Consider the following 24,783-nt stretch of genomic DNA (forward strand, 5'->3'; position numbering starts at 1 on the left):
GCAATGTCACTTTCATCACCGGGTGTACATCTGTTTTATCACTCACGCTGGCAGGGTACTCGCGTGCTTGATGAGCTGTGTTGGGGGCTGGAAGAGCAAGGCGTTCCCTGCCGGGCAATCTGTTGCGACGATCATGACTGCGCGCTGGCGCTCGGCAAACTGGCGGCCAAAAGTTCGACGCTGCGCGTGGGTCTCGGTCTCAACGCCACCGGTGATATTGCCTTAACCCATGCCCAGTTGCCCGAGGATCGGGCGCTGGTCTGCGGGCATACCCGCGCCGGGACAGCACAGATCCGCACGCTCGGCGCCAATGCCGGTCAACTGGTTAAAGTTCTTCCCTTCAGCGAGATAAAATAAATGTACCGCATCTATACCCGAACCGGTGATAACGGCACGACCGCGCTGTTTGGCGGCAGCCGTATCGATAAAGACGACATCCGCGTTGAGGCCTACGGCACGGTGGATGAACTGATTTCCCAGCTTGGCGTCTGCTATGCCAGCACGCGCCAGGCTGAGCTACGCCAGGAACTGCACGCTATGCAGAAGATGCTGTTCGTACTGGGGGCGGAACTCGCCAGCGATCAGAAAGGACTCACACGCTTAAAACAGCGTATTGGCAAAGAGGATATTCAGGCGCTGGAGCAGCTTATTGACCGCAATATGGCACAAAGCGGCCCGCTCAAAGAGTTTGTTATTCCGGGGAAAAATCTGGCATCGGCACAGTTGCACGTTGCGCGCACCCTGACGCCTCGGCTGGAGCGGATCCTCATCGCGATGGGCAGAACGCTGACGTTACGCGATGAGGCCAGGCGCTATATCAACCGGCTGTCGGATGCGCTGTTCTCGATGGCCAGAATCGAAGAAACTACTCCAGATGTTTGCGCTTAAACTGGCTGGCATCAATGTCGTACTGCTTCATCTTACGCCACAAGGTGGTGCGACCAATATTCAGCAGTTGCGACATCTCCTGAACACGCCCACTGGTCACGCGGGCGGCATGGATAATCGCCTCTTTCTCGATGGCGGTAAAGGTCAGGCTGGCGGGCAGCAGTGAAGATGCCGTCTCCAGACCAGGACGCTCGGCAAACAGATAATCCGGCAGATTGCTCAGCCGAATATGGCCGTTATCGCTGCTGATGGCGATGTTTTCAATAATGCTGTTCAGCTCAAAATCATTACCCGGCCACGAATAGGCCACCAGTTGTGCCAATGCGTCGTCGTCGATCTTCAGGCTGGATGAAAAGCGTTTTTTCAGGCTATTCAACCGCGTATAAATCAGCGATGGAATACTGTTACGCCGCGCCCGCAGCGGCGGGATAACGATCTCAAAAGAGTGCAGCGCGTAATACAACTGACGGCTAAAGCGGTTTTGCTCCACCAGATTAGCGAGATCAACCGTGGTGGTGGCGATCACTTTGACATCCACCGGAATCAGCCGCCGGGCATCCAGGCGGGTTAAAACGCCCTGCTTGATCACCTGCAGCAGCGCGGATTGTAACTCCGGCGCCAGATATTCAATTTTTTCCAGAAACAGCGTGCCGCCGTTCGCCAGTTCAAGACGGCTCAGCCGCCCGTTTTCATCATCAGTGGGCGCACTGCCCATAAAATCCTGCCCCAGTACGCTGTTGGCATACAGCTGGCAGTTCACGGCGATATACGGCCCGCTGGCGCGTTCGCTTTCATTGTGAATGGCCTGACTCAGTAGCTCTTTACCGACGCCCTCTTCCCCGCACAGCAGGATCGGGAAACTTCCCCTCGCCGCCTGACGACCGAAATGGATCAAGCGTCGGGTTTCTGGATCGTCTGTCGACATCTGCTCAAAGGTATGGCTCACCTTGCCGAGCTGGCTGGTCATCAGCTGACGCATTTGCTCCACCGGATGCAGCAGCAGGATAAAGCTGTTGCCCTGCTCTTCAACAATCGGTTTCAGGGTGATGACGGCATCAACAAACTGGTGCTGGCTTTCAAAGGTGACTTCGACATGATTCAGGCCGCGGGCATGTTTGATCGCCCGACGCAGCAGCATGGGGAGATTGAGCAGGTCGTTAATATTCTTCCCCTGGCTGGCCTGCGCGTCGAGATGCAAAAGCAGCGCCGCGCGCGCATTGAGGAACTGCAATACGCCCTGTTCGTTCCAGGCCATCACGCCATCATCCATACTCTCCAGCAGCCCGTACATCTGGTTCAGATGGCGGTTGGATTCAGCCAGCAGGCTGTCAGTCAGCAATGAGTTGCCGACTTCTCTGGCAATCGCCAGCGTCAGGGATAAATCAGAAACGCACTCATGCTCTACCAGACAGCACAGCGAGATGGAGCCAAACAGTCGACCATGGTTATCGAATACTGGCGTAGAGCAGAACGACCACGGATGCAACGCCTGTTTAAAGTGTTGATCGCCAGAGGTTTTTGTCGGCTGCCCCGGCATCGTCGCCAGCGACAACGCGCAACTGCCAATAATGCTTTCTGCACAGTAGCTGCCGTCGCGAAAACCGAGCTCCGCCAGTTGCTCCACCGTCTGCGGATCGCCGCAACGGCTGAGAATACAGGCCGATTCATCCAGAATTAACAGCGCGCACGGACGGCCGTCCATAAACTCCCAGGCATCTTCCAGCGCGGCCTGAGCAATCGTCAGCAGCGCCGTTTTGCGACGACAGATCGACTCAAAGGTCAGGCCCTGCGCCTGATGCGGCGCCTGCCAGGTTTCCCGCTGCATAAACTTGCTGCAACGATGCCATGACTGGGCAATGACCGAAGAGACTTCCTTCCCAATGTCCTGAGTGTGCGTCGTCATATCCCTTTCCGCTGTTTTACCATAGACAACCCCTCCGGCAGAGACTGTCAGAGGGGGAAGAAGATGCCGGATAAAAACTTACCGACGACTGATTAACGCGCCAGCCACTGCTGTCCCAGCAGGTCTGCCGTCAGTATCGCGGCATGTACGCTCTCAGGCGTCACCGGGAACGGCATATTGTGGATGGTTTCACCTTCTGCGCAGGTCGCTTTGGCCACGGCCATGATCTTGCCGTCAATGTCGTCTTTCACGCCCATTTCCGCTAACGTTACCGGCAGGCCTACTTTCTGACAGAAATTCAGCACGGTTTCGATCTCTTCCATCGGGCTGTTTTGCAGCACCAGCTGCGCCAGCGTACCAAAGGCGACTTTTTCACCGTGGTACAAATGGTGACACTCTTCCAGAATCGTAAAACCGTTGTGGATAGCATGCGCCCCTGCAAGACCGCTGCTTTCAAAGCCGATGCCGCTGAGGTAAGTGTTCGCTTCGACAATACGCTCCAGCGCATCAGTCACCACGCCAGCCTGCGCGGCAAAGCGTGCCTTTTCGCCTTCCGCCAGCAGGGTATCATAGCACAGGCGCGCCAGGCTCAGCGCCGCTACGGTGGACTGTCCGCCCGCCATGCTGGTCGCTCTGGCGTCATAACAGGCTTTCGCTTCAAACCAGGTTGAGAGCGCATCGCCCATCCCGGCCACCAGCAGGCGTACCGGCGCTTTGGCAATGATTGCGGTGTCCATCACCACCATATCCGGGTTTTTCGGGTAGATCAGATACTCTTCAAACTCACCGGCTTCGGTATAGATGACCGACAGCGCGCTGGTTGGCGCATCGGTAGAGGCGATAGTCGGGATCACCACCACCGGTAGCTTCTGGTAGTAACCAATCGCTTTGGCGGTATCCAGCGTTTTCCCGCCGCCAATCCCAACCACGCCGCGGCAACCATGCTGTTTCAGAATGGCAATCAGGCGATTAATTTCAATATGGCTGCATTCACCGTTGAAGCGTTCCGCGTGGCAGCTAATGTCGTGGCTGTGCAGGCCATTGAGTACCTTCTCTCCCGCCAGCTTCATCACGAAGTCATCCGCAATCACGAAAAAGCTGTCCGCCAGATTTTTAGCGTATTGACCAAATAAGGTGGAAGCGTCAGGGCCCTGGAGATATTTGGCTGGAGATTGAATAACTTTTAGCATTCCTTTCATCCTCAAATAAGTACATGTTTTTACATGGTGAGCCCTGGCGTTAACCTGTTTGGCCTGTTGCTGTCGGCAAAAACAGGAGGTACCGGAGCGATGCAATAACTGTATGGCGAGGCGTGAACAAAAAAATCTTTCGTCATTTTGTTCTGATATGAAACAGATAAAAACGACGTACGTTCCATTCTGGAACGCTTATCCACAAAAATGATAAGGTTTGCGATCCCGATCCGTACATTTACCCCCAAATCTCCGGCAAACACGAAGCTCAGTTCCTCTTTTACTCATGCAGTTGTATTAAAACCGGCAAAAAAAAGGCTGGCTGCGCCGTATGAGCGGCGCTGATCGCAGGAGAAAAAAGTCGAGCGAGCTCGCATTATGATCATTCCCCGCTTTTTTAAGTTTCATTTCGGAACAAAAAACAGCATCAACGTTCCGTAATGAAACTCATTTTAGCGTTGTTTTTTTCCACGCTGACTTCGCCAGAATCTCTTCATTGCCTCCGCACCATGATCCTACATTCGGGGGTTTGTCTTTCACTCAACCTCGAGGAGCCGTTATGTCTCAATTCTTTTTTAACCAACGCACCCATCTTGTGAGCGACGTCATCGACGGGGCGATTATCGCCAGCCCATGGAATAACCTGGCGCGTCTGGAAAGCGATCCGGCCATTCGCATCGTGGTCCGTCGTGACCTTAATAAAAATAACGTAGCGGTCATTTCCGGCGGCGGTTCGGGACACGAACCCGCGCACGTTGGGTTTATCGGTAAAGGCATGCTAACCGCTGCGGTCTGCGGCGATGTTTTCGCCTCCCCGAGCGTGGATGCAGTACTGACCGCGATTCAGGCGGTGACCGGTGAGGCTGGCTGTTTGTTGATTGTGAAAAACTACACCGGTGACCGTCTTAATTTCGGTCTCGCCGCCGAGAAGGCGCGTCGCCTTGGCTATAACGTTGAAATGCTGATTGTCGGCGACGACATCTCCCTGCCGGATAACAAACACCCACGTGGCATTGCAGGAACTATCCTGGTGCATAAAATCGCAGGCTATTTTGCCGAACGCGGCTATAACCTCGCCACCGTCCTGCGTGAAGCGCAATACGCAGCCAGCAACACCTTTAGTCTGGGCGTAGCCCTTTCCAGCTGTCATTTGCCGCAAGAAACCGACGCAGCCCCTCGTCATCATCCGGGTCATGCGGAGCTGGGTATGGGCATTCACGGTGAACCAGGCGCATCGGTTATCGACACCCAAAACAGTGCGCAAGTGGTGAACCTGATGGTGGATAAACTGCTGGCCGCCCTGCCTGAAACCGGTCGTCTGGCGGTGATGATTAATAACCTTGGCGGCGTTTCCGTGGCCGAAATGGCCATCATCACCCGCGAACTCGCCAGCAGCCCGCTGCACTCGCGTATCGACTGGCTAATTGGCCCGGCCTCGCTGGTCACTGCGCTGGATATGAAAGGCTTCTCACTGACGGCCATCGTGCTGGAAGAGAGCATCGAAAAAGCACTGCTCACCGAAGTGGAAACCAGCAACTGGCCGACGCCGGTCCCACCGCGTGAAATCACCTGCGTAGCGTCATCTCAGCGTAGCGCCCGCGTGGAATTCCAGCCTTCGGCAAACGCCCTGGTGGCCGGGATTGTGGAGCTGGTCACCGCAACCCTTTCCGATCTGGAGACTCATCTGAATGCGCTGGACGCCAAAGTCGGCGATGGCGATACCGGTTCGACCTTTGCCGCCGGCGCACGTGAAATTGCCAGCCTGCTGCATCGCCAGCAGCTGCCGCTGGATAACCTTGCCACGCTGTTCGCGCTGATTGGCGAACGTCTGACCGTGGTGATGGGCGGTTCCAGCGGTGTGCTGATGTCAATCTTCTTTACCGCCGCCGGGCAGAAACTGGAACAGGGCGCTAACGTTGTCGAAGCGCTAAATACGGGGCTGGCGCAGATGAAGTTCTACGGCGGCGCAGACGAAGGCGATCGCACAATGATTGATGCGCTGCAACCGGCCCTGACCTCGCTGCTCACACAGCCGAAAAATCTGCAGGCCGCATTCGACGCCGCGCAAACGGGAGCCGAACGAACCTGTTTGTCGAGCAAAGCCAATGCGGGTCGCGCATCGTATCTGAGCAGCGAAAGCCTGCTCGGAAATATGGACCCCGGCGCGCACGCCGTAGCGATGGTGTTTAAAGCGCTGGCGGAGAGTGAGCTGGGCTAAGATGTAACAAGGAGCGCTTCTCAGGTATTTACTGCCTGATGGCGCTTCGCTTATCAGGCAGAACGTTAACGATACACGCGGATCCCGCCCTCTACGCCGCGACTAAACAGCACCTGCCAAAGTTCAATATCTCTGGCGCGGAAAGCCCCGGCGCAGGCGCATAAATAGTAGTTAAACATTCTTCTGAAGGTGGCGGAATAACGTGATGACAGCTCCGGCCACGCTTGATTAAAGCGCTCGTGCCACGCCATCAGCGTTTTATCGTAATCGCTGCCAAAGTTATGCCAGTCTTCCATCACAAACCGTGATTCGCTGGCTTCGGCAATATGGGAGATCGCCGGTAAGCAGCCGTTCGGGAAAATGTATTTATTGATCCACGGATCGACGCTCATCCCTTTTTTATTGCTACCAATGGTATGTAGCAGGAACAGTCCGTCCGGTTTTAAACAACGGTCGGCGATGCTGAAATAGGTGTCGTAGTTTTTTGGCCCGACATGTTCAAACATCCCCACCGAGACAATGCGATCGTAGTGTTTATCGAGGTCGCGATAATCCTGCAGCAGAATCTTAACGTCCAGTCCTTCACAGCGCTGCTGCGCCATTTTTTGCTGCTCTTTAGAAATGGTGACGCCTTCTACCGCCACGCCATAATGACGCGCCGCATATTCCGCCAGCCCACCCCAGCCACAACCAATATCGAGTAAACGCATGCCCGGTTTCAGTTGTAGCTTCTCACAGATCATTTTTAATTTGGCATTTTGCGCATCGTCTAGTGTGGTTGCGTCTTTCCAGTAAGCGCAGGAATATTGCATATGCGGATCAAGCATCAGTGCAAAGAGATCGTTACCAATATCATAATGTTCTTTGCCAACAATCCACGCGCGGCTCCGCGACTGCAAATTAAACAGGCGTGCGCTGGCAATACGTAAAATATCTTTCAGGTTACCCGGCATCTGCTGGTCAAGTTTTGCTTTCAGGATTTTGCAGAACAGAATATCGAGCCGCTCGCAGTCCCACCAGCCTTCCATATAGCTTTCGCCAAGCCCTAACGAGCCTTGTTGCAGTACCCGTTTAAAGAAACCGGCATGATGAAGTTGAATGTCCCAGGCACGGGAGCCATTAATCCTGATATCCGCTTGCGAAAGCAGCTCTTTTCCCATTCGGGTCCAGTTATCATTTGTTTCATTGACGATGACAGCATCTGAACAAAGCGAGTTCATGGTATTTACCAAAGGTGGGCTAAAAATTCTTACGCAAGATTATTATGGAAAAAAGAGTGTATGTATTATGATCCGCGGACAAGATCTATCGAGCAGCGGACACACCATCGGGAGCATTGACGATCTATTTATGGAAACTCTCGTGCAAAAACAGTGGAACTCCTTCCCGGATAACTCCATGACGGAACTGCCGCAGGATGTTTACTTTCGCTCTTATGTCCTGGAAGCCAATCATCATGTTCCACAGCATTCACACTCTTTTATGCAGTTTCATTTCGCCCGCAAAGGCAGTATGCGTATTGATGTTGCCGGCAAGTGCTGGATAATCCCGGCGCATTATGGCATCTGGATCCCAAATCATACGGAGCATGCGGTTTGGGCATTGGATGATGTGCATTTAGAGAATCTGGATATTAAACCGAGCTTTCTTGAAGAGAGCATCAATGAATGTAAAGTGGTGGCTATCAGTGATTTCGCCAGAGAGTTTATTCATTACGCCACGAATTTAATTTCGGGCCATTATGATAGCCAGTCAAAAGAGGGCAAGCTGGTTAGCGTCCTGGTCGACATTATTCTGCAGCTTCCGGAAGTCGCTTTTGTATTACCCTGGCCGCAGGATCGCGAATTAACTAAAGTTTGTCGAACAATACAAGAATCCCCGGCGCTGGAGCATTCGGTTGAATACTGGGCGCAGCATCTGGGTATGTCTGCCCGTACCTTTTCACGCCATTTCAAAAAAGAAACCGGATTGCCTTTCAGCGTCTGGAAGCAAAAAATGCGTATTCTGGAATCCGTATTAATGCTGAAGAAAAATAAAAGCGTGACCGCCGTGGCGCTCGACGTAGGGTATTCAAGCACCGCGGCATTTAGCTACGCATTCCGCCAGGCGTTTGGCGTGCCGCCATCTAATTACTGATTAACGACGCTGATGCCAGTAAGCCGCTGCGCGAACAAGTTGCTGATCGAACGCCTCGGTTTCAAAGCGAGCACTCAGGTTTTTGACCACCTTACCTTCGCCGGTAATCCAGATGTAATAATCATCTGCAGGTACGCTTAGCTGCGATAAGTGTTCATTCACCGCCTGTTCGTCATGGCCGATAAACCACTGAATAGTAAATCCGTCGAGATGGGCAAAATAGTCCTGGTACGCGGCATCCTGCACGCTTACCAGCGCCGTGACGTTCGGACGTACCGCTAAACGGCTGAGCGACTCCAGGCGTCGGCGCAGCGCAGGCATTCCCGATTCATCACACACGTAAACCTGATACGCATAGTCCTCTGGCACCACCAAAGAACCGCGCGGTCCGCCTACCGTCAGCTTGTCACCCTCGCGGGCATTCATCGCCCACGTACTTGCCACGCCACCGTCATGAATATAGAAATCCAGTGCCAGCTCATGGCGTGCTTCGTCATACAACGGCGTGTAATCACGGGATATCGGACGCACGCCGTCAGCCCAGACAATACCTTCATCGGTGACAACCGGCGGCACAAAGTGGCTGCCCGGTTCAGGGAAAAAGACCTTGGTATGGTCATCAAAGCCGTGTGAGCTAAAACCATCCAGAGCGTCACCGCCCAGTACAATGCGCTGAAAGCCCGCGCTAATACGTTCGACGCGCAGGACAGTAAGTTCCCGAAAACGCAGTTCATTGCGAACGCGCTGCGGGTAGCGTGAGGTGTTTTTTGTCATTTTTTCGCCTTCGGAAAGATAATACGATATATCTAAATTAATTTTTAAATGATAATGATTGCTAATCAGCAAGATTGCAAGCACTTTTTTGATATAGTCGACTTCTGATTAACTGACTAACGCACGCCTTTAAAAAAGATAAAAATCATCAAGTTAAACAAAAAATATTTTATAGCCTTGCACCAAAACAATATTTAGATATAAATTAGATATATCTAAAATACATCAGGAGACGATGATGCAAAACCATCATGAAGGTTGCTGCAAGCATACAGAGCACCAACACGAAGGCTGCTGCAAGGGTGAAGGTCATCACCACGAAGGCCGCCACAACGAACACCATGCAGGTTGCTGCAAAGGTGAAGAACATCACCACGAACAGGGTTGTGGACACCGCCACGGTCGCGGCGGCGGTCGTCGCCAGCGCTTCTTCGGTCACGGAGAATTACGCCTGGTCATTCTGGATATCCTGACCCGCGACGCCAGCCACGGCTATGAGCTGATTAAAGCGATTGAAACCCTGACTCAGGGCAACTATACCCCGAGCCCGGGCGTCGTCTATCCGACGCTGGATTTCTTGCAGGATCAAGAGCTGATCACCATCAGCGACGAGGAAGGCGGGCGTAAACAGATTGCGATCACAACCCAGGGCCAGCAGTGGCTGGATGAAAACCGTGAGCATCTGGAACATATCCACGAACGTATTAAAGCCCGCTGCGTGGGTTTTGAATTACGCAAGAACCCGCAGATGAAACGCGCGCTGGAGAACTTCAAAGCCGTGTTGGACCTACGGGTCAATCATGGTGATACCAGCGATGCGCAGATCAAAAAAATCATCGGTATTATCGATCGCGCTGCGCTGGATATTACTCAACTGGATTAATCTACAGAGCAGGCGGAACGCGTTCACCCTGCGTTCCGCCTTTATCGTTAATATTAATGCAGCACCGTAACCGCATCTTCCAGACGACCAGCGCGATGTTTCACCATCGCGGAAATCTGGGCGCTCTCTTCAACCAGCTCGGCGTTTTTCTGCGTAATATTGCTTAATTCATTCACTGCGCGAGTCAGGCTCGAAAGACCATCTGACTGTTCCAGCGTTGAGTGACTGATTTGGGCGATCAACTGCGTCACGTTTTGCACCTGCGCCACAATATCATCCATCGTGCGCCCTGCGGCGTGAACCTGGTCAGATCCGGACTGCACCTTATCGGCGCTGGCATCAATCAGCTTGCGGATATCATTGGCTGCACTGGCGCTGCGGCTGGCAAGATGACGCACTTCTCCCGCCACCACGGCGAACCCTTTCCCCTGCTCACCCGCCCGTGCGGCTTCAACAGCGGCGTTCAGGGCCAGAATATTAGTCTGGAAAGCAATATCGTTAATCAGCGTGGTAATGGTGCCGATCCGCTGGGTGCTGTTGGCGATATCATCCATAGTTTTGATGACGGTATCCATCGCCTCGCCGCCGTGCGTCGCCGCGCTGCTGGCTGCAATGGAGAGCTTGTCGGCCGCGGCGGCGGTCTCTGAGTTTTGCTTCACCGATGCCGCCATCTGATTCATAGTGGTCACCGTTTCCTGCACGTTCTCTACGGTCTGCTGCGTATGCTTGTTTAAATCATCGCTGCCTTTCGCCAGCGTTTCGCTGTCGCTGCGCACACAGCTCACCTGACTGGAGACATCATGGATGAGCCAACGGCACATTAGCCCCAGTTGCCCAACCGCTCGCAGCATCAGGCCCAGTTCATCACTGCGGTTAAGATGCGACACGCTGTTTCGTTCACCGGTCGCCACTTTTAGCGCCTGACGAGCGACATTCTCAATAGGACGCACAATCTGCCATTCGAAAATAGCCGTTCCCAACATCATCACCAGCGCGCTTATCAGCAGTAACGGCCATTCGGCGCCCATTTGCTGCAATGCGGCCGCCAGTACGATAAACATAATTGCCATTACGCTGCGCACTCGCCAGCGAATCGGCAGCGCCGGGAGTTTACCCAGCCAGCCTTTGCGTACCACCAGTCCTCTATGGATACGTCGGTTGCAACGCCCTTCATTCAGCGCTTTATATAAAGGCTCTACCGCCGCAATCTCCTCGTCAGTGGCCCGGGTACGAATCGACATATATCCGGTGACACGACCTTCCCGCACCATCGGCACCGCATTGGCCCTTACCCAGTAGTGATCGCCATTCTTACGCCGGTTTTTCACGATCCCGCTCCATGGCTCGCCCTGTTTCAGGGTGTACCACATATCCGCAAACGCCGCTTTTGGCATATCCGGATGACGAACCAGATTGTGCGGCTTATCGAGCAATTCATTCAGTTGATAGCCACTGACCTGGACAAAAGTATCGTTCGCGTGGGTGATATAGCTTTGTAAATCGGTGGTCGACATGAGGGTGATATCATCATCCAGCGGTGTATTTTGCTGACTAACGTAGGGATGAGAAGACATGATTGCGTCCTGTGCAGGTTATCTGGTTGTTAACTCTTTCGGCTTATGTTATTTCGGCGATAATTTTTTTATCTTTAGTTGTTAAATTTGATTTAGATCGCAATTTGCGATTAAACCTCAAAATCTGTACGCATTCTAATCCATTGATTTAAAATACTTTCATCCAGTAACTATTCAACTACACTTCTACCAACGCACCGTCACAGTGCAAATATTGCTCACTTTTAGCGCAGAAAAGTGCTTTTCCGATCTGTTTTCGCGGTCTTAACCTGGGCAAAATGCCAGTAAATGTTAAACATCAGCATTAAATGTTGCGTGAATGAGATGTTTCCTGGTGTTTATCCCGATTTTTGCTAAGCGCGCCGGAATGGCGCAATCACTGCAATACTTAAATCAGTATCATGTGATACGCGAGCTCCGGGAGCATATTTTGAACAGGTTACCTTCCAGCGCATCGGCCCTGGCCTGCAGCGCACACGCACTGAATCTCATCGAAAAGCGCACGCTTGATCATGAGGAAATGAAATCATTAAACCGAGAGGTGATTGAATACTTCAAGGAGCATGTCAATCCGGGGTTCTTAGAGTATCGAAAATCTGTAACTGCAGGCGGGGATTACGGAGCCGTAGAGTGGCAAGCGGGAAGCCTGAATACGCTTGTCGACACCCAGGGGCAGGAGTTCGTCGATTGCCTGGGTGGATTTGGAATTTTCAACGTGGGGCACCGTAATCCAGTCGTGGTTTCCGCCGTACAGAATCAACTCGCGAAACAACCTCTGCACAGCCAGGAGCTACTTGACCCTCTGCGGGCCATGCTGGCAAAAACCCTCGCCGCGCTGGCGCCAGGTAAACTGAAATACAGTTTTTTCTGTAACAGCGGGACCGAGTCGGTTGAAGCCGCTCTGAAGCTGGCGAAAGCGTATCAATCGCCGCGCGGTAAATTTACGTTCATTGCCACCAGCGGCGCATTCCACGGCAAATCATTGGGAGCACTATCCGCTACGGCTAAATCAACCTTCCGCAAACCGTTTATGCCGCTGCTGCCGGGTTTCCGCCATGTGCCGTTTGGCGATATTAACGCGATGCGCACCATGCTCAGCGAGTGTAAAAAGACTGGTGACGACGTTGCAGCCGTGATCCTCGAACCTATCCAGGGTGAAGGGGGCGTGATCCTGCCACCGCAAGGGTATTTGCCCGCCGTGCGTAAACTTTGCGATGAGTTTGGCGCGCTGATGATCCTTGATGAAGTGCAGACCGGCATGGGTCGTACCGGCAAAATGTTCGCCTGCGAGCACGAAAACGTGCAGCCCGACATTATGTGTCTGGCCAAAGCGCTGGGCGGCGGCGTGATGCCAATTGGCGCAACTATTGCCACTGAAGAGGTGTTTTCCGTTCTGTTCGACAATCCCTTCTTGCATACCACCACGTTTGGCGGCAACCCGCTCGCTTGTGCGGCTGCGTTAGCCACCATTAACGTCCTGCTGGAGCAAAATTTACCGGCTCAGGCGGAGCAGAAAGGCGATATGTTGCTGGATGGTTTCCGCCAGCTTGCGCGGGAGTACCCAGACCTGGTGCATGATGTACGCGGTAAAGGCATGCTGATGGCAATTGAGTTTGTCGATAATGAAATCGGCTACAACTTTGCCAGTGAGATGTTCCGCCAGCGGGTACTGGTTGCCGGCACGCTCAACAATGCAAAGACGATCCGTATCGAACCGCCGTTAACGTTAACGATCGAGCAATGCGATCTGGTATTGCGATCGACGCGCAAAGCCCTGGCAGCATTACGGGTGAGCGTGGAGCAGGTGTAATACATGTCGGATGGCGCTGCGCATCTCAGGCTTACGGGATCAAATGTAGGTCGGATAAAAGCGTAGCGGCCATCCGGCAATTAGCACAACTTAAACAATCCGCACACCCGCAGGCATAAGGCGTTCTGGCGTCAGCAGCACGCTTTCGCTGCCATCGTCCGTCTCAGCGCACAGCAACATGCATTCTGACGTTTCCCCGCGCATTTTGGCCTTTTGCAGATTACACAGCACCACCACCGTTTTCCCCATCAATTCCTCTTCGCTGTAATAAGGCACCAGGCTGGTCACGGTTTGCAGCGTACGCTCTCCCACATCCACCTGCACGATATACAGCTTATCAGCATTGTCATGGCGCTTTACCTGTGCGATTTTTCCAACACGTATTTCCATTCGGGCAAAATCAGCAAATGCGACGGTATCCATTGTGTTCTCCTTTGGTAAAATTTTACTAAATACTAGCAAAATATTTTCTTGGCATGGTTCTCAAAAGCGGGAAAATGACGTAGTCATCACACTCTGAAAGCCCAGTTTTACCCCAGGCATGTCAATTAAACGTACTTTTTTTACTGAAAACAGATGAATAGATAAGCACTTCATTTACAATGCGCAGGTAACTCAGGGAAAAGGCAAACATGGCAACACTTAAAGACATCGCAATCGAAGCTGGCGTGTCCCTGGCGACAGTGTCCCGGGTTTTAAACGATGACCCCACGCTGAATGTAAAAGAAGAGACCAAGCATCGCATTCTGGAGATCGCGGAAAAACTGGAGTACAAAACCAGCAGTGCTCGTAAAAACCAGACCAGCGCGCTCGGCCCCCAGCATATTCTGGCGCTCTACAGCTACCAGCAGGATTTGGAAATCAACGATCCTTACTATCTCGCGATCCGTCACGGAATAGAAACCCAGTGTGAGAAGCTGGGGATCGAACTGACCAACTGCTATGAGCACAGTGGGCTACCGGAGAGCAAAAACATTACCGGCATTCTTATTGTCGGCAAGCCTTCTTCGGCTTTGCGTAATGCAGCAGCAGCGCTTACCGACAACATCTGCTTTATCGATTTCCATGAACCCGGCAGCGAATATGACGCCGTCGATATCGATTTGGCCCGCATCAGTAAAGAGAGTATCGACTACTTCATCGCCCAGGGCGTCACTCGCATTGGCTTCATCGGCGGTGAAGACGAACCCGGCAAGGCAGATATCCGTGAAGCCGCGTTTGTCGAATACGGTCGTCTGCAGCAGGTCGTTTCTGAACAGGACATCTATCGCGGCGGTTTCTCCAGTTCATCAGGGTATGAACTGGCAAAAAAAATGCTGGCGAAAGCCGACTATCCCGGTGCCCTGTTTGTGGCTTCAGACTCGATTGCTATTGGCGTTCTGCGCGCCATTCACGAGCGTGGCCTGAACATTCCGCAGGACATTTCGCTGATTAGCGTTAATGATATCCCGACAGCGCGCTTCACCTTTCCTCCGCTTTCCACCGTTCGCATCCATTCAGAAATGATGGGCAGTCAGGGCGTCAACCTGCTGTTTGAGAAAGCCCGCGATGGGCGTGCGCTTCCTCTGCTGGTTTTTGTTCCCAGCAAGCTGAAACTGCGCGGCACCACCCGCTAAAATCCCCAGTAAACACGCCCGGTTTCTTCTGATGCCGGGCGCGCATTGTCATGCATTATTTTCTGCGCCCCATTATTTTCGTGATCCAGTTAAAGTAAATCACCTTACTCGCTATATTTTAGTAAAACTTTTACTAAAATCACCATCAATTACACTTACTCACCATTAAAATGAATGGTTCCGATTTTTCTCCACCGGGAGGCCTTATGAATCGCTGGGAAAACATTCAGCTCACCCACGAAAATCGACTGGCGCCACGCGCATATTTTTTCTCTTATGACTCCGTTGCGCAGGCTCGCTCGTTTGCCCGTGAAACCAGCAGCCTCTTTCAGTTGCTAAGCGGTCAGTGGAATTTTCAGTTCTTTGAGCATCCGCTGCAGGTGCCGGAAATCTTTACGTCGCAGTTTATGAATGACTGGGGCAGCATCACCGTCCCAGGCATGTGGCAGATGGAAGGACACGGCAAACTGCAGTATACCGACGAAGGTTTTCCTTTCCCGATTGATGTCCCCTACGTTCCGACCAATAACCCCACCGGAGCCTACCAGCGCATTTTCTCCCTCAGCGAAGGCTGGCAGGGCAAACAAACGCTGATTAAATTTGATGGCGTAGAAACCTACTTCGAAGTTTACGTGAATGGTCAGTACGTTGGTTTCAGCAAAGGCAGCCGCCTGACGGCTGAATTTGATATCAGCGCGGTGGTAAAGACCGGTGACAACCTGCTGTGCGTTCGCGTAATGCAATGGGCTGATTCCACTTACGTTGAAGACCAGGACATGTGGTGGTCGGCGGGAATTTTCCGCGACGTCTATCTGGTAGGCAAACAGGCGACCCATATTCAGGATTTTACCGTTCGCACCGAGTTCGATGATGACTATCGCGACGCCACCCTCACCTGCGACATTGCGCTGGAAAACCTGGCTGCCACGCCAGCGATGGCGTCGCTCGAATACACCTTGTTTGACGGTGAGCAGGCGCTGCATAGCGGTGTGATTAACAATCTGGCAGTGGATCAACACACCCGCACCGCTTTTAATTTCAAGGTTAGCGCGCCGCAGCAGTGGTCAGCGGAATCGCCGTATCTTTATCATCTGGTGATGACGCTGAAAGATGCCAACGGCAATCTCCTTGAGGTCGTGCCACAGCGGGTCGGATTCCGCGATATCAAAGTTCGCGACGGTCTGTTTTACATCAATAACCGCTACGTGATGCTGCATGGCGTTAACCGCCACGACAACGATCATCTAAAAGGCCGTGCGGTTGGCATGGATCGCGTTGAAAAAGATCTGCTGTTAATGAAGCAGCACAACATCAATTCCGTGCGTACCGCCCATTACCCGAACGATCCGCGCTTCTATGAATTGTGCGATATCTACGGTCTGTTCGTGATGGCCGAAACCGACGTTGAATCTCACGGCTTCGCCAATATCGGCGATATCAGCCGGATAACCGACGATCCGCTGTGGGAAAACGTCTACGTTGAGCGCATCGTGCGCCACATCCATGCACAAAAAAACCACCCGTCGATCGTCATCTGGTCGCTCGGCAACGAATCCGGATACGGCTGTAACATCCGCGCCATGTATCACGCCGCGAAAGCGCTGGATGACACGCGTCTGATCCATTACGAAGAAGATCGTGACGCCGAAGTGGTGGATATCATCTCCACCATGTACACCCGTGTGCCGCTAATGAATGAGTTTGGCGAATATCCACATCCTAAGCCGCGCATCATCTGCGAATATGCTCACGCCATGGGCAACGGTCCCGGCGGGCTTACGGAATATCAGAACGTCTTTTATCAGCATGACTGCATTCAGGGACACTATGTCTGGGAGTGGTGCGATCACGGGATTCAGGCCAAAGATGACGACGGCAACGTCTGGTACAAATATGGCGGCGACTACGGCGACTATCCGAACAACTACAACTTCTGCCTTGATGGCCTGATTTATTCCGATCAAACCCCGGGGCCGGGTCTGCAGGAATACAAGCAGGTGATTGCGCCAGTAAAAGTACGCGCACAGGATCTGGCTCGCGGCGAGCTACGGGTAGAAAACAAACTGTGGTTTACCACGCTTGACGACTACACCTTGCATATTGAGGTTCGCGCCGAGGGAGATACGCTTTCTGCTCAGCAGATAAAACTGCGCGACGTCCCTCCTGACAGCGATACCCTCGTGCAATGCACACTGCCGGAGCTGGATGCGCGCGAAGCGTTCCTCAACGTCATCGTGACGAAAGATTCCCGCACGTTATACAGCGAATCCGGGCACCACATCGCGACTTATCAGTTCCCGCTGAAGGCCAGAACGGCGGCTGCCGTACCGTTTAGCCTGAAAAACGCTATTCCTCTGACGCTGGAAGACAGCCGCCAGAGCTGCACCATACGCGGTTATAACTTCCATCTGACCTTCTCAAAACTGAACGGTAAGCCCATTAGCTGGACCGTTAACGGTGAGGAGCTGATTACCCGCGAGCCGAAGATTAATTTCTTCAAACCAACCATTGATAACCACAAACAAGAGTTCGAAGGCCTTTGGCAACCAAATCATTTACAGATTATGCAGGAACATCTGCGCGATTTTGCCATTGAGCAAACCGATGACGCGCTGTTGATAACCAGCCAGACGATTATCGCCCCGCCGGTATTTGATTTCGGTATGCGCTGTACCTACCGCTGGCGGATTGCCGCAGACGGTCAGTTGAACGTGGAGCTTTCCGGCCAGCCTTACGGCGAGTACCGGGACATTATTCCGTGCATCGGCTTCACGATGGGCATCAACGGCGATTTGGGGCAGGTGGCGTATTACGGACGTGGTCCCGGTGAAAACTATGCCGATAGCCAGCAGGCCAACATCATCGATATCTGGCGCAGCAGCGTGGATGAGATGTTCGAAAACTATCCGTTCCCGCAAAACAACGGCAATCGTCAGGACGTGCGCTGGGCAACGCTAACCAACCGCCACGGCAACGGTCTGCTGGTGATTCCGCAGCGCCCTGTCAACCTGAGCGCCTGGCGCTATACGCCAGAAAATATCTTTGCCGCACAGCACTGTAATGCGCTGCAGCGCAGCGATGACATCACCCTGAATCTGGACCACCAGGTGCTGGGCTTAGGCTCCAACTCCTGGGGAAGCGAGGTGCTTGATTCCTGGCGCGTCTGGTTCCGTTCGTTCAGCTACGGCTTCACGTTGTTGCCGGTTTCCGGTAGCGAATCTAGCGCTCAAACCGCCGCCAGCCGCGTCTTTGGTACCGGGTTCTTTTCCACGAATTTGCACAGTGAGAATACAAAATGAGGATCATCGACAACTTAGCGCAGTTCCAACAAATTTACGCATCCGGGAAGAAGTGGCAGCGCTGCGTCGAAGCGATTGAAAATATTGATAATATTCAACCAGGCGTCGCCCACTCTATCGGTGATTCCCTGAGCTATCGCGTGGAGACAGACTCCGCGACCGATGCACTGTTTACCGGTTATCGTCGTTATTTTGAGATCCATTACTACCTGCAAGGACAGCAAAAAATAGAGTATGCCGCCAAAGAGGATCTCCAGGTGGTTGAATATTATCGCGATGAAACCGATCGCGAATATCTGAAAGGCTGTGGAAAAACCGTAGAAGTGCGCGAAGGACAAATGGTTATTTGTGACAACCATGAAGCCTATCGTTTTATTTGTAATAACGCAGTGAAAAAAGTCGTACTCAAAGTCACCATCGAAGATGGTTATTTTCATAATAAATAAAAACACAGGCGGCGCCGACGTTGCGCCGCCAGTACCCTATAATAATCAGGAATCGGAGATGTGCTATGTCTGATACCAAACGTAATACCATCGGCAAGTTCGGCTTACTTTCACTCACCTTTGCCGCGGTTTATAGTTTTAATAACGTTATCAACAATAATATTGAGCTGGGTCTAGCATCCGCACCGATGTTTTTCCTCGCGACGATCTTCTACTTTATTCCGTTCTGCTTAATCATCGCTGAATTTGTTTCGCTGAATAAAAACTCCGAAGCCGGTGTCTAGGCATGGGTGAAAAGTTCGCTGGGCGGACGTTGGGCATTTATTACCGCCTATACCTATTGGTTCGTTAACCTGTTCTTTTTTACCTCGCTGTTACCCCGTGTTATCGCCTACGCCTCATATGCTTTTTTAGGCTACGAATACATTCTGACGCCGTTCGCAACCACTGTGTTAAGTATGGTGCTGTTTGCCTTCTCCACCTGGGTTTCGACCAACGGCGCAAAAATGTTAGGACCAATTACTTCGGTCACCTCCACATTGATGCTGCTGCTGACCCTGTCCTACATCCTGCTGGCGGGTACTGCGCTGGTTGGCGGCGTACAGCCTGCTGACCCTATCACCGTAGACGCAATGATCCCGAATTTTAACTGGGCCTTCCTCGGTATCACCACCTGGATCTTTATGGCGGCAGGCGGTGCGGAGTCGGTGGCAGTGTACGTCAACGACGTCAAGGGCGGGTCCAAATCGTTCGTGAAGGTTATTATCATTGCCGGGATTTTTATTGGCGTGCTCTATTCCATCTCCTCGGTACTGATCAACGTCTTCGTGAGCAGCAAAGAGCTGAAATTTACCGGTGGTTCGGTACAGGTATTCCACGGCCTGGCGGCATACTTTGGCCTGCCGGAACTGATCGTTAACCGCTTTGTCGGCCTGGTCTCCTTTACCGCGATGTTCGGCTCTCTGCTGATGTGGACCGCAACGCCGGTGAAAATTTTCTTCTCTGAAATTCCGGCGGGTATTTTCGGTAAAAAAACCGTCGAACTGAATGAAAACGGCGTTCCGGCCCGCGCAGCCTGGATTCAGTTCCTGATTGTTATCCCGCTGATGATTATCCCAACGCTCGGCTCCAATACCGTGCAGGATTTAATGAACACTATCATCAACATGACCGCCGCCGCATCGATGCTGCCGCCGCTGTTTATTATGCTGGCTTACCTGAATCTGCGCGCAAAACTGGACCACTTACCGCGCGACTTCCGTATGGGTTCGCAAAAAACCGGCATTATTGTGGTATCGATGCTGATTGTCCTTTTCACCATCGGGTTTATTGCCTCGACCTTCCCGACCGGCGGTAACATCATGACCATTATATTCTATAACGTCGGTGGGATTGTTATTTTCCTCGGTTTTGCCTGGTGGAAATACAGTAAATACATCAAAGGGCTAACCAAAGAAGAAAAAGCTATTGAGGCGGCTCCCGCGTCAGATATTAATTAAAATATTAATAACGATTAGAGCTGTCTGTTTTCTTGCGCACATGAAATACAATGTGAAATTAAATATACAGACTTGCAGGGCATTTATTGCCCTGCTCTTCTGTTATGTATTTTCATTATTTGCAGCAAAGATTCGTCCACCAGCGGCCGCAACGTGTGAATCGATACCCCTTGCCAGAAGGAGGTTTAGCAACCCAGGACGCTCTGCGGCATTTATTCAACCCCCAGATGCCGCCACAGTTTGTCCAGCGGCATTGTCGCCAGCGCCACACACTCATCGGCGGCGCCGTACCAGACGTGCAGCGTCTCATCGCGGATCAGCGCCCCACAGGTGAACACCACGTTGCCGAAGAAGCCTTCGCGCTCGTAGGGCGCATCTGGCTCCAGCAACGGTACCGGTGATTTCGCCAGAATGCGGGTCGGCTCGTTGAGATCCAGCAGCAGCGCGCCAAGGCAGTAGCGCTGATCGACATCCACACCGTGGTAGATCTCCAGCCAGCCGCGATCGGTTTTTAATACCGGCGCGCCGCCGCCTGATTTACGGCAGTCCCAGGCATCGCCGGACCGTCCCAGCAGGTGGCGATGGTTGCCCCAGTGCAACATATCCGGCGACTCGCAGATCCAGATTTCCGGATGACCGAAGTGGCACGGGGCCGGACGGGTCAGGGCGTGATATTTACCGGCGATCTTTTCCGGGAAAAAGCAGACGTCACGGTTGTCCGGGCAGAGGATCAACCCTTTTTTCTCCACCGTGACAAAATCTTTGGTCACCGCTAACGCGGTAGAGATCCCCAGCGACGACACCGCCGAGTAGTTGATGTACGCGGTATCATCGATGCGGGTGATCCGCGCATCTTCGCAGCCGAACTCTTCATATTGCGTATCGGCGATGATAAACGGCTGGCTGTCAATCCGGAAGTTCACCCCGTCGCGACTGCGCGCCAGACGCAGATGCGACATAGAGGTCAGCCACACCCGCGCCGGATCGCTTTTCAGCACGATCACCCGCGGATCGCTGAAATCATAGCGTTCATCGCGACGATCGAAACTCGCGGTGGCCTGTACCCAGCCCGCATCGGTTTTTTCCAACAGCGGTACGACACGCTGCTGCGGGTCGGAATTGATCACGCTTTCCGCCACCCGCAGCAGCAAAACGATCTCCCCGTCACACTCCGTTACGCCAGCATTGAAAACACAATCGACCTTCCTGCCGGGCAGTGAAGGCGTCACGTCCGCCGGGGTAATCAACGGGTTTTTACTGTGCCTGTCCATGTACTCTCCTTTTGATCAAACATTGATTCTTGCCAATCCATTGCGCGTCCTCCCCGTACAGCACTTCAGCCTCAATCTCCTGCCACGGATTGCGAACGGGCGCACCAAAGTTGATGGCGACCCAGACCTGCTCCGCCGCCGTCGAACGGGTAAACCAGACGCATTCGTCAGTGAGGTCGAGCGAGTCCTGCTGTCCCTGATGCAGCGCCGCAACGCGGCGGCGCAGGGCGATAAGCAGTCGGTACTGATGCCAGAACGATGTCTCATCCTGCTGCTGGCGCTCCGCGTTAATCAGGGCGATATCGCCGCCGACGGGCATCCACGGTGCGACGGAGGAAAATCCGCCAAAGGGGGCGTCGCGCCAGGGCAGCGGCGCGCGCGAACCATCCCGCGAATGTTCAATAGCCAGCGCCAGTGCCTGCTGTGGGCTGCTGCCTGCGGCAAGGGCGGTGCGGTAATGGGTTTTTCCCTGAATATCAAAAAGCTGCTCTGCCGTGTGCGGACGGTAGTCGGTCACCCCCAGCTCTTCTCCCTGGAAGATAAACGGCACGCCGCTCACCGTTAACTGAAGCGCCAGCACCGCCAGCGCCCGCCCGGTATCGCGCTCGTTTTCGCCAAAGCGGCTGATCATCCGCGACATATCATGGCTGGAGAAAAACAGCGTCGGTAAACCCGACTGCGCAGCCAGCGTGGTTTTTAACTGGCTGAAAAGACGGGAAACATCAAAGGTTTTCTGGCTGCCGATATTGAAATTAAACACCACGTCCATCAGCTGAGGGCTTTGATAGCGGCTGAGCACGTCAGGGTCTTCGCTGCCGATTTCGCCAATCAGGAAATAGTCACCCTGCGCCCGAACATGGGCACACAGCCGTTGCAGCGTCTCCGGGAGTCGCGGCTGATTGATGTCAAATTCATGGCGCTGCTCGCCGTTCTCTTCCGGGTTATCAGGCCCAATGCCATCGGTAGTAAGAAAGTTGATGACGTCAAAGCGAAAACCGTCCACCCCCTGCGTAACCCAGAAATCCACTACCCGGTAAATTTCCTGTTCCACCGCGGGGTTGGCCCAGTTGAGATCCACCTGGCCGGGCGCGAATTTATGGTAATAAAACTCGCCGATGTCAGGCTCCGCGGTCCACGCGCTGCCGGAAAAGAAAGAACGCCAGTTATTCGGCTGGCGGCGAAAAAGGAAATAATCACGATAGCGGCTGTCCGGATGATTCCACGCATCGCAAAACCAGGGATGTTCTGAGGAGACGTGATTGACCACCAGATCGATAATCACCCGAATGCCTCTGGCGTGGCAGCCGTCAACCACCCGGCGAAAATCGTCGAGAGTGCCAAAACGGGCGTCAACGGCGCAGTAATCGCTGATATCGTAGCCGTTATCCACCAGCGGAGAGGGATAAAACGGCGTGATCCACACCGCACCGATGCCCAGCGCCTGCAAATAATCCAGCCGGGAAATCAGGCCCGGAAAATCGCCCAGCCCGTCGTTATTGCCGTCGCAAAACGAAGGCAGATAAATTTGATAGCAGGTACACGCCTGCCACCACGGTTGTTTTTTCACCGTCACGTTCCTTATTTCAGTGATAACGACATGCCTTCGAGGAAGTATTTTCTGAACAGAATAAACAGGACAACGATTGGCAGCATCTGCACCACCGACCCCGCCAGCACCGGTCCCAGGTAGATGCCGTAGGATTTGCTGAAGGTGGCGAGCAGCACCGAAAACGGCATTTTGTCCACTTCGCGCATCACGATCAGCGGCCAGAGGAAGTTGTCCCATGAGCTGGAAAAGGTGAACAGTGCGACAATCGCCAGAATGGATTTATTCAGCGGCATCATCACATGCCGCAAGATCCCCCACAGGCTGGCGTGATCGAGCCTTGCGGCATACAGGTAATCATTCGGCGTGCCTTTAAAGCTCTGCGAAACCATAAAAATGCCCCAGGCGCTCATCGCATACGGCAGGATCATCGCCCCGTAGCTGTTGATCAGCCCCAGTTCACGCATCAGGACAAACTGTGGAATGATGAACATAAAGACCGGGAAAACCATCTGCACAATTAACAGGTTGCGAAACGCATTTTTGCCGCGAAACTCGGTTTTCGCGACGGCATATCCCACCAGCATTGAGGTCAGCGTGACGCAGACGGTAATGGTGAGCGACACGAACAGCGAGTTAACCAGGGTGCGCAAAAAAGGTTTGTCCGCCCGGTTGCTGTTATCGAACAGAAAAGCGTAATTCTCCAGCGTCAGATGACCGGAAAAAAGCCCGGTCGTGTAGATTTGCGCCGTCGGTTTCAACGAGGAGATCACCATCCAGATAAAAGGATACAGCCAGGTGAGCGCCAGCAAAAACATCACGGCGTGAATGAGCAGCGTTAAGGGAGTCAGTTTCTTCATTCACACAATCTCGATATGTTTTTCGAATACTTTGCGGAAGACCCAGATGGCGAGGAAACTGCATGCCGCAACGATAATCGACATGGTCGCCGCCCAGGTTGGCTTCATTTTCTGGAACGCCACTTCATACATCACCACCATCGGACTGGTGGTGCTATTGAGCGGACCGCCGCCGGTGATAAGATACGGCTCGGTAAAGATGCTGAACGCCACGGTAATCGCCAGCACCATCACCATCACGATTTGCGCGTTCATCATCGGCAGGGTAATCGCCCAACTTTGCTTAAACTTCCCGGTTTTATCCAACTGCGCCGCGCTGTAAATATCCGCGGGGATCGCCACCATCCCGGAATAGAGAATCAGCCCGTAATAACCGACGAATTTCCAGGTAACAATTAACGCAATGGATAACATGGCGCAGTCAGGGTTGGTAAACCAGGGCACAGAGATGCCGAAACTGGCCTGTAAAAATTGATTGACCGGCCCGTATTCGCTGAACAGTTTTGCAAAGACGATGGAATAGGCCACCCCCGAAGAGATATTCGCCAGTAAAAAGCTCAGGGCAATAAAACTTTTCCCGTACTTAATTTTTCGTAATCCCGCGGCAAACAGCAGCGAGGCAAGAAAGACAATCGGGATATACCACATTAAAAAACGGCACACGTTCCACATCGACTGCCAGAATAACGCGTCATGAAACACGCCAATGATATTCTGTAATCCGCTAAACGTCGGCGTGCCAATAAATTGCCAGTTCGTCACGCTGAGCACGACCAGCCAGCACAGCGGATAAAACCAGAACAGCAACGAATAACCGATCCACGTGGAGGCCAACAGGCCTCCGGTGCGGGATTCATATCCAGCCAT

At 53.0% G+C, this 24,783-nt stretch carries 19 protein-coding genes and 1 pseudogene; 10 read left to right on the top strand and 10 right to left on the bottom strand.

Annotated elements, in window-relative coordinates; translation table 11 throughout:
- Positions 1-3 precede the first annotated feature (3 nt).
- Together GPJ68_RS21535 and GPJ68_RS21540 are read left to right on the top strand one after the other, a co-directional pair.
- Positions 4-357 (top strand): glycerol dehydratase reactivase beta/small subunit family protein, encoded by a 354-nt coding sequence (locus tag GPJ68_RS21535; RefSeq protein ID WP_049040240.1) that lies wholly within the window; start codon positions 4-6, stop codon positions 355-357.
- A complete protein-coding gene (locus GPJ68_RS21540) occupies positions 358-888 on the top strand; it encodes a cob(I)yrinic acid a,c-diamide adenosyltransferase (protein ID WP_180836988.1) in 531 nt (176 codons plus the stop codon).
- Here GPJ68_RS21540 and dhaR read toward each other — a convergent pair.
- Positions 866-2,791: a dihydroxyacetone kinase operon transcriptional regulator DhaR gene (gene dhaR / locus GPJ68_RS21545; RefSeq protein ID WP_016154585.1), complete on the bottom strand. Its 1,926-nt coding sequence runs from the start codon at positions 2,789-2,791 to the stop codon at positions 866-868. The two genes, GPJ68_RS21540 and dhaR, sit on opposite strands and share 23 nt — an antisense overlap.
- A gap of 92 nt (positions 2,792-2,883) precedes the next feature.
- On the bottom strand, positions 2,884-3,981 hold the full coding sequence (locus GPJ68_RS21550; RefSeq protein WP_016154586.1) for a glycerol dehydrogenase: 1,098 nt from the start codon (positions 3,979-3,981) through the stop codon (positions 2,884-2,886).
- A gap of 562 nt (positions 3,982-4,543) precedes the next feature.
- Between GPJ68_RS21550 and GPJ68_RS21555 the strand changes: the two genes are divergently transcribed.
- Entirely contained in the window at positions 4,544-6,202 is a 1,659-nt protein-coding gene (locus GPJ68_RS21555) for a glycerone kinase (RefSeq protein ID WP_104651989.1), read from the top strand.
- 65 nt (positions 6,203-6,267) lie between these two features.
- On the opposite strand, the gene cfa is transcribed toward GPJ68_RS21555, so the two are convergent.
- Positions 6,268-7,422, bottom strand: coding sequence for a cyclopropane fatty acyl phospholipid synthase (gene cfa / locus GPJ68_RS21560; protein ID WP_019077741.1), 1,155 nt, complete (start codon positions 7,420-7,422; stop codon positions 6,268-6,270).
- Positions 7,423-7,489: 67 nt separating this feature from the next.
- On the opposite strand from cfa, the gene GPJ68_RS21565 reads away from it, so the two are divergent.
- Positions 7,490-8,338: an AraC family transcriptional regulator gene (locus GPJ68_RS21565; protein WP_016154589.1), complete on the top strand. Its 849-nt coding sequence runs from the start codon at positions 7,490-7,492 to the stop codon at positions 8,336-8,338.
- On the opposite strand, the gene GPJ68_RS21570 is transcribed toward GPJ68_RS21565, so the two are convergent.
- Positions 8,339-9,112: a siderophore-interacting protein gene (locus GPJ68_RS21570; protein ID WP_049040510.1), complete on the bottom strand. Its 774-nt coding sequence runs from the start codon at positions 9,110-9,112 to the stop codon at positions 8,339-8,341.
- A 235-nt stretch (positions 9,113-9,347) separates the two neighbouring features.
- Here GPJ68_RS21570 and GPJ68_RS21575 point away from each other — a divergent pair, with 235 nt between their 5' ends.
- Complete coding sequence (locus tag GPJ68_RS21575; protein WP_170973919.1) at positions 9,348-9,995, top strand: PadR family transcriptional regulator; 648 nt, start codon at positions 9,348-9,350, stop codon at positions 9,993-9,995.
- A gap of 53 nt (positions 9,996-10,048) precedes the next feature.
- Here GPJ68_RS21575 and GPJ68_RS21580 read toward each other — a convergent pair whose 3' ends face one another.
- On the bottom strand, positions 10,049-11,569 hold the full coding sequence (locus tag GPJ68_RS21580; RefSeq protein ID WP_180836990.1) for a PAS domain-containing methyl-accepting chemotaxis protein: 1,521 nt from the start codon (positions 11,567-11,569) through the stop codon (positions 10,049-10,051).
- Between the two features lie 430 nt (positions 11,570-11,999).
- Between GPJ68_RS21580 and ygjG the strand changes: the two genes are divergently transcribed.
- A complete protein-coding gene (gene ygjG / locus GPJ68_RS21585; RefSeq protein WP_049259762.1) occupies positions 12,000-13,379 on the top strand; it encodes a putrescine aminotransferase in 1,380 nt (459 codons plus the stop codon).
- 90 nt (positions 13,380-13,469) lie between these two features.
- On the opposite strand, the gene GPJ68_RS21590 is transcribed toward ygjG, so the two are convergent.
- Complete coding sequence (locus GPJ68_RS21590) at positions 13,470-13,802, bottom strand: tRNA-binding protein (RefSeq protein WP_016157522.1); 333 nt, start codon at positions 13,800-13,802, stop codon at positions 13,470-13,472.
- Positions 13,803-14,011: 209 nt separating this feature from the next.
- Here GPJ68_RS21590 and ebgR point away from each other — a divergent pair, with 209 nt between their 5' ends.
- From ebgR to GPJ68_RS21610, 4 genes and pseudogenes are all read left to right on the top strand, one after another.
- A complete protein-coding gene (gene ebgR / locus GPJ68_RS21595; RefSeq protein ID WP_016157523.1) occupies positions 14,012-14,995 on the top strand; it encodes a transcriptional regulator EbgR in 984 nt (327 codons plus the stop codon).
- A 206-nt stretch (positions 14,996-15,201) separates the two neighbouring features.
- Entirely contained in the window at positions 15,202-18,294 is a 3,093-nt protein-coding gene (ebgA, locus tag GPJ68_RS21600) for a beta-galactosidase subunit alpha (RefSeq protein WP_104651988.1), read from the top strand.
- On the top strand, positions 18,291-18,740 hold the full coding sequence (locus GPJ68_RS21605) for a beta-galactosidase subunit beta (RefSeq protein ID WP_047358669.1): 450 nt from the start codon (positions 18,291-18,293) through the stop codon (positions 18,738-18,740). The genes ebgA and GPJ68_RS21605 overlap by 4 nt, the downstream gene beginning before the upstream one ends.
- 65 nt (positions 18,741-18,805) lie before the next feature.
- Positions 18,806-20,239, top strand: a pseudogene (locus tag GPJ68_RS21610) (amino acid permease).
- A 212-nt stretch (positions 20,240-20,451) separates the two neighbouring features.
- Here the strand turns inward: GPJ68_RS21610 and GPJ68_RS21615 are convergent.
- Genes GPJ68_RS21615 through GPJ68_RS21630 form a run of 4 tightly spaced genes read right to left on the bottom strand, consistent with a single transcriptional unit; the run spans position 20,452 to position 24,783 of the window.
- Complete coding sequence (locus GPJ68_RS21615; RefSeq protein ID WP_180836992.1) at positions 20,452-21,510, bottom strand: glycoside hydrolase family 130 protein; 1,059 nt, start codon at positions 21,508-21,510, stop codon at positions 20,452-20,454.
- Positions 21,494-23,077 carry an alpha-glucosidase gene (locus GPJ68_RS21620; protein WP_172860704.1) on the bottom strand — a complete coding sequence of 528 codons (1,584 nt, stop codon included), beginning with the start codon at positions 23,075-23,077 and terminating at the stop codon, positions 21,494-21,496. The genes GPJ68_RS21615 and GPJ68_RS21620 overlap by 17 nt, the downstream gene beginning before the upstream one ends.
- Positions 23,078-23,088: 11 nt before the next feature.
- A complete protein-coding gene (locus GPJ68_RS21625) occupies positions 23,089-23,916 on the bottom strand; it encodes a carbohydrate ABC transporter permease (protein ID WP_016154601.1) in 828 nt (275 codons plus the stop codon).
- On the bottom strand, positions 23,917-24,783 hold the full coding sequence (locus GPJ68_RS21630; protein WP_016154602.1) for a carbohydrate ABC transporter permease: 867 nt from the start codon (positions 24,781-24,783) through the stop codon (positions 23,917-23,919).

The sequence above is a fragment of the Citrobacter sp. 172116965 genome, assembly GCF_013458095.1.
Classification (GTDB): Bacteria; Pseudomonadota; Gammaproteobacteria; order Enterobacterales; family Enterobacteriaceae; genus Citrobacter; species Citrobacter braakii.